We start from the raw sequence: 5,622 nt of genomic DNA, 5'->3' as shown, positions 1-5,622 counted from the left end.
GGCGACGTTCTCGCCGAGTTCGAACCGGGCCTCGACGAAGTGCGTCGTCGCCGCCTCGTGCGCGTGCCAGGCGCCGGCACGGTACTCGCCTGTGTTCTCGATCACCCGGAACTTCGTGACCAGGATCGATCCGGCCGGTACGACCTCCGGATCGGCTGCCAGGTTGCCGGTGATAGTGCGTATGGACATGGTGTGCTCCTTCACGATTGGCGGTGCGTGGGTACTACTTGGAGTCGGACCGGGTGGGCCGAATTTCGCCGTTTGAGAGGTCGAGACGCGTTCTGAGAGAGTTGATTAGGTCGGGCCTGTATCCGCTCCAGGACACCCCTGGCGCCTCTACGACGGGCGCCTGGACGTGACCGAGGCCCGTGACATACTCGAGCGCGACCGGGTCCTGCGCGACGTCGATGAGGGTGAAGTCGATGGCGTGCTGGGTGAGCTTGCGGACGGTGGCGGCGCACTGCACGCAGCCAGGCTTGCTGTAGACGGTGACGATGCCGTTCATGGTGTTCTCCTTGTCGAACCATCTCGGTGTGCCTTTGGCGTCAAGTCATGAGGTGCCAGCGGAGTTATCCACAGGCTGGTCTCGCGCGCGCATACTGCTTCTGTTCTGTTCTTCCTGTTCTTTACTGTTAAGGGGGCCAATAATTGGTCCCCGAATTGACAACTTTTTGGTCCCCTAAGGGGGCAACTAATTGGTCCCCCTCAGGGGGCAAATTTCCGACCCCCTAGCGGGTCCTCGGGGAAAAGGTCGATCTCGGGATAGGTGCGGTGCGGGGCCGGAGGTTTGGCGCTGTTCAGGTTCAATTCGAACTCGGCGGTCATACCGACTCCCCCGGATCTGAGGCGAGTGATGACGCCCGCGTCGACTAGTTCCTTCACCGCACGCTTGACGGCCCGATGAGCGGGCGTGGATGCGTTCGATGGCGCCACGAACCCAAGTGCGATCGCCGAGGACTCCCGTCCGCCGAAATAGCGTCGCGGAGGCTGCTCGCCCGGGTTGTCGGCGTCGTCCCAGCATTCCAAGGCCATGTGCAGCAGCAACCGGGTCGCCGTGTTTCCCAGTCCCAACCGGGCAGCGACCAGGACCGCGTTCTTCGCCGCGAACAGGCCCACCGGGCCCTCACCGCAATTCACGGGGCGACGCCAGTGCAGTGTCGGAGGTGCTCGATAGCATGTGCATGGATCGACTCCTCTGCTGGTGACGATCTCGGGCCCCGGGCGGCCACCCGGGGCCCTTCCACGTCACCGGCGTCGGCTTCGGTGACGTGAGGCCGGTTAGCGGCTGCGGACCGGATCCGACGTGCTGGTCGTGGCGCTGGCCTCGACCCAAGCGAGTACCTCGGACCTTTTGTAGAGCACCGTGCGGGGTGTGGGCTTGTAGAACCGGGGCCCCCGCCCCAGATAGCGCAGCTGAGCCAGAGCGCCCACCTTCAATCCGGTGATCTCGCCCACGGTGGCCGGGAGGATATAGTCGTCGTCCATAATCATCCTGTCTCTATAACAGCCATTCGGCTGTTCCAATGTTGAAAACACAATATGGCGACTTCCAACATTTGACAAGGGTTTGCATAGTATCTTGTCTGCATGACAGATTTTCGCACTGAGGCGAGCATTGGCACCCGGATCCAAGCCGTGCGCAAGCACCGCGGCATCCGCACCACCAAGGAGCTCGCGGACATGATCCCCGGCGGTAATGTCACTGAAGCGATCCTGCAGAACATCGAAGCCGGCCGGAAGTCCGACCTCGCCGTCAGCCAGCTCCTCAACATCGCACACGCCCTAGGCGTCACCCCACTCTTCCTCCTGGCCCCCATCGGCAATCCAACGAACGAACTCGACCTCCCCAACCTCAGCGACGCCTTCGACAGCATGACCGTTATCGAATTCGACGCCTGGATCTCCGGCGAAACCGACGGAGCCTACCGGTGGACCACCACCGACGAACGCTCCGAACGCACCCAACTCCAAGCAATGCGCGAACTCGACGCCCTCCACCGCGAAGGCAAACGCCTCGCAAGCAATGTGGCCGTGGAAACAGCGCTCAGCGCCCCTGGAGGCCTCGACGACGAGAGCCGGGCGTGGGACACCACCCAACAACGACTCGACGACATCAACCGCCGCATCGCCCAGCTCACGTCATACCTAGTATCAGCAGGATGGAATCTCGACAGTTGAACCCAACAGGACGGTTGCCAGTTGCGCCGCGTATTCGGCGAAATACGCCACGCGTTCCTCGGCTGGCAACAGCGCGCTGCCTAATGCTTCCCAGCAATAGCAACCAACGGGAGGACCGTCGCATTACCTAGGAGGGAGCCTCAAATGCTGCGTGTCGGAGACCTACCGCGTGACTTCAATTTGACTTCAATTGGTGCAATTTCGAGGTGATTCCATCACCTCCGCATGACCCAAGTGGCCAGTAAATCATTGGGATACGGACAGAAATCCCGCTGTTCTCCGGGCTCGTTTTGCCCTCCGGAGGCAGGGGCGGCAGTTCGAATCTGCCTGGGGGCACACTGTCGCGTGGCACGTTTGCTCGGAATTTTGCCACAAAGTTCGGACGATCTTGTCCAAAACGCATGTGGGCGTCACAGGCCCGTATCGATCCACACGCATCGACCGCGGTACAAGTAGGCGCTGAAAATTGTGGCTTAGTTCTGCTCGTGGAGTGCTCTGAGCGTCGAGCTCCTGTGCGCACGACGGATGCCTTTCGCAAGGCCAGGTTTGGCCCCGGGTGTGCATCCCCAGCTCCTGATGATCCGAATTGGCCATTGACAATCGGCGTTGATAACGTTTGGCTATGCCATTCGCTCCCCAGACCATCGCCGAACTGGCGGATGAGCTGGGTCTCGGAGTTGACGACCTCGAGCCGTATGGTCGGGGAAAAGCAAAGCTGTCGCTCGACCTGCTCAACCGCCCCGCGAACGGCAAGGGTCGACTCGTGCTCGTTACCGCGATTAACCCGACGCCTGCGGGTGAGGGCAAGACCACGGTGTGTATCAGCCTGGCGATGGGTCTGCGTCGATTGGGACGGAACGCCGTTCTGGCTCTGCGGGAACCATCACTCGGTCCGGTGTTCGGCGCGAAGGGCGGAGGCACTGGAGGCGGCAGAGCCTCGCTCACCCCCGCGGACGACATCAATCTTCACTTCACCGGCGACATTCATGCGATCACCACCGCCCACAATCTACTGTCGGCGCTCGTCGACAACGCAATCTTCTTTCGAGAAGAGATCCCTGGCAGGGGCGTGATCGATCCCGGTCAGGTCACCTGGGGACGCGCGCTCGACATGAACGACCGTGCTCTCCGGCGAAGCATTGTTGGCATTGATCCCAAGACCGACGACGTCTCGCGTCAGGAACACTTCGACATCACGGCGGCAAGCGAGATCATGGCGATCATGGCCCTCGCGTCAGGTCTAAAGGATCTGGAGGACCGCCTGTCTCGCATCGTGGTGGGGCGAACACATGCCGGGCAAGCAGTCACAGCAGGAGACCTCCGGGCTTCGGGCGCAATGACGGTGGTGCTTCGCGACGCGTTGCGACCGAATCTGGTGCAAACCGAGGAGGGCGGCCCCGCGATCGTGCACTGCGGGCCCTTCGGCAACATCGCGCATGGCTGCAATAGTGTGGTCGCGACACGCCTCGCGATGAAGCTCGGCGATTACGCGATCACCGAGGCAGGGTTCGGGTTCGATCTCGGTGGAGAGAAATTTCTCGATATCAAGTGCCGTCTCGCAGGGATCTGGCCACGCGCCGTCGTCATCGTGGCCACACTGCGGGCTCTCAAGATGCACGGGGGCGCGCCGGTCGCGATCTGCGGTGAGCCAGATACCGCCACGCTCATCAAAGGACTGCAACACCTCGAGCATCATCTCGCCACGGCGAGCGCATTCGGCCTCACGCCGATAGTCGCGATCAATCTCTTCCCGAACGATACCGAGTCGGAACTTCTACTGGTCGAAGAAGCCGTCGCTGAGCGCGGAGTTCGATTCGCCCGAGCCGACGGCTTCGCGCGCGGTGGCGAAGGATCGCTGGATCTCGCCCGGGTGGTGAGCGAAGTGGTCGATCCCACCGACGTGGCACCTCCGCAGCCGCGGTTCATTTACAACGAATCGGATTCCCCGCACGACAAGATCCGCAAGATCGCCACGGTGGTCTACGGCGCCAGCGATGTGGTGTTCACCCCGACTGCTGAGATGGACATCGCCCGAATCGCGGAGTTGGGCTACGCGAATCTCCCCATCTGCATGGCGAAAACTCACCTCTCCCTCACTGACGACCCCAGAATTGCCGGTCGCCCCCGTAACTTCATCATCACGGTCCGGGAGGTTCGTCTTTCGGCGGGGGCGGGATTCCTGATTCCGATGACGGGATCCGTACTGACCATGCCCGGGCTTCCAAGAGTGCCCGCCTCGCGCAACATCCGATTGCTTCCGGATGGACGCATTGCAGGACTCATGCAGAACGACTGATGCGTGTGCATACTTGGGCGCGATAACTCGCTCCGTGTTTAGGTCCGGGGAGCCCAGTACCTGAATCCCAGGACATCAACTCGAGAATAGTGATTCGGCTTGGTCCTTATGACAGAGGTGTCCTGGGTGCCCTCATATCAGCAACGGTCGTACTGAGGCACCCGTCTTGATCCCTATGCGTGTTCACGTCAAGCGCGGTCCGGGGCGATCGTCCTCGCCAGTAGGCTCAAGCCATGATTCGCCTGCGTAAGACGCGTTGGAAGGTCGCATACATCCTTATCGGGGTGATCGCGCTGGCCGCAATCGAAATTGCGATCCAGCCGTTCAGGTTGCCGAATCCGCTGTACGCCGTGGTGGCAAACTCGCTGAGCATCCTGCTCATTTTCGGAGGGGTGCGGTCCTTCCGCGGATTGGGCGAACCGATAGAACCACCCCGCGCCTGGTGGAGGATGACGTCCCGGCCACGAGCCGGGTACATCGTCGGATCCCTGTTTGTTTTGAACTCCGCCAATGGCGTGGTCGTTGCGACCACAGGGCCACCGGAGTTGATCTTCAACGTCGCGATCAGCGTGATGGTCGACGCATCACTGGCGTTCTTGTACTTCAGGTCCTCGACCCGGCTGAGAAAAGCGCCTCCGCGTACTGTGCAGGAAGTGCCACGCTGGAAGCCGCTCAAGACCTAGTCGGCCTTTCCCTCGGGCACGGATGCCTCCTATGGTCGGAGCATGTCCTTCCCTCACTCAGACCGGTTGACCTTTCGGAACATGACCGATGCTGACCTCGATGACATGGCCGCCATGCTGGCTGACGCGGACGTAATGGAGTACTACCCACGACCCAAGAGCCGCGAGGAGGCCCAGGGGTGGATCGACTGAAACAAGCGCAACTACCTCGAGCGTGGCTATGGTTTGTGGGTCATCGAGACGAAAGCGGGTGAGTTCGTCGGCGACTGTGGCCTCACCTGGCAGGCCGTCAACGGCCGACCCGAACTTGAGGTCGGCTACCACGTGCGGGCAAAGATGCAGGGACGAGGCTACGCAACCGAGGCCGCTTCGGCTTGCCTCGACTTCGTGTTAACGCCGACCGAAAATAGGGCCAGTATCGCCGATTGAAAACAGGGCCACCGACCATTATGGAAGGTGATCAAT

General features: G+C 61.4%; 7 protein-coding genes and 1 pseudogene. 4 read left to right on the top strand and 4 right to left on the bottom strand.

What is annotated here, in order from left to right; all coding sequences use genetic code 11:
- The 4 genes from QN357_RS17510 to QN357_RS17495 form a co-directional block, all read right to left on the bottom strand.
- Nucleotides 1–189, bottom strand: a 189-nt coding sequence (locus QN357_RS17510) for a hypothetical protein (RefSeq protein WP_323505277.1), incomplete at its 3' end; no start/stop codon positions are given.
- 34 nt (nt 190–223) lie between these two features.
- Nucleotides 224–505 carry a glutaredoxin domain-containing protein gene (locus tag QN357_RS17505; RefSeq protein WP_322189575.1) on the bottom strand — a complete coding sequence of 94 codons (282 nt, stop codon included), beginning with the start codon at nt 503–505 and terminating at the stop codon, nt 224–226.
- A gap of 200 nt (nt 506–705) precedes the next feature.
- A complete protein-coding gene (locus QN357_RS17500; RefSeq protein WP_322136296.1) occupies nt 706–1,116 on the bottom strand; it encodes a hypothetical protein in 411 nt (136 codons plus the stop codon).
- A 162-nt stretch (nt 1,117–1,278) separates the two neighbouring features.
- Nucleotides 1,279–1,485 (bottom strand): hypothetical protein, encoded by a 207-nt coding sequence (locus QN357_RS17495; protein ID WP_322189574.1) that lies wholly within the window; start codon nt 1,483–1,485, stop codon nt 1,279–1,281.
- Between the two features lie 102 nt (nt 1,486–1,587).
- On the opposite strand from QN357_RS17495, the gene QN357_RS17490 reads away from it, so the two are divergent.
- From QN357_RS17490 to QN357_RS17475, 4 genes and pseudogenes are all read left to right on the top strand, one after another.
- Nucleotides 1,588–2,178 (top strand): helix-turn-helix domain-containing protein, encoded by a 591-nt coding sequence (locus QN357_RS17490; protein WP_322140684.1) that lies wholly within the window; start codon nt 1,588–1,590, stop codon nt 2,176–2,178.
- A gap of 622 nt (nt 2,179–2,800) precedes the next feature.
- The gene (locus tag QN357_RS17485; RefSeq protein WP_322136299.1) at nt 2,801–4,474 is read left to right on the top strand and encodes a formate--tetrahydrofolate ligase; all 1,674 of its coding nucleotides are present in this window, start codon (nt 2,801–2,803) and stop codon (nt 4,472–4,474) included.
- A 233-nt stretch (nt 4,475–4,707) separates the two neighbouring features.
- Nucleotides 4,708–5,157: a hypothetical protein gene (locus QN357_RS17480; protein WP_322136300.1), complete on the top strand. Its 450-nt coding sequence runs from the start codon at nt 4,708–4,710 to the stop codon at nt 5,155–5,157.
- 42 nt (nt 5,158–5,199) lie between these two features.
- Nucleotides 5,200–5,586 (top strand): annotated as a pseudogene (locus QN357_RS17475) (GNAT family N-acetyltransferase).
- Nucleotides 5,587–5,622 lie beyond the last annotated feature (36 nt).

The organism is Cryobacterium sp. RTC2.1 (assembly GCF_035018685.1).
In the GTDB taxonomy this organism is placed as follows: domain Bacteria; phylum Actinomycetota; class Actinomycetes; order Actinomycetales; family Microbacteriaceae; genus Cryobacterium; species Cryobacterium glucosi.
The sequence above is the reverse complement of the archived record's forward strand: the minus strand, read 5'-3'. Positions and strand labels throughout refer to the sequence as shown.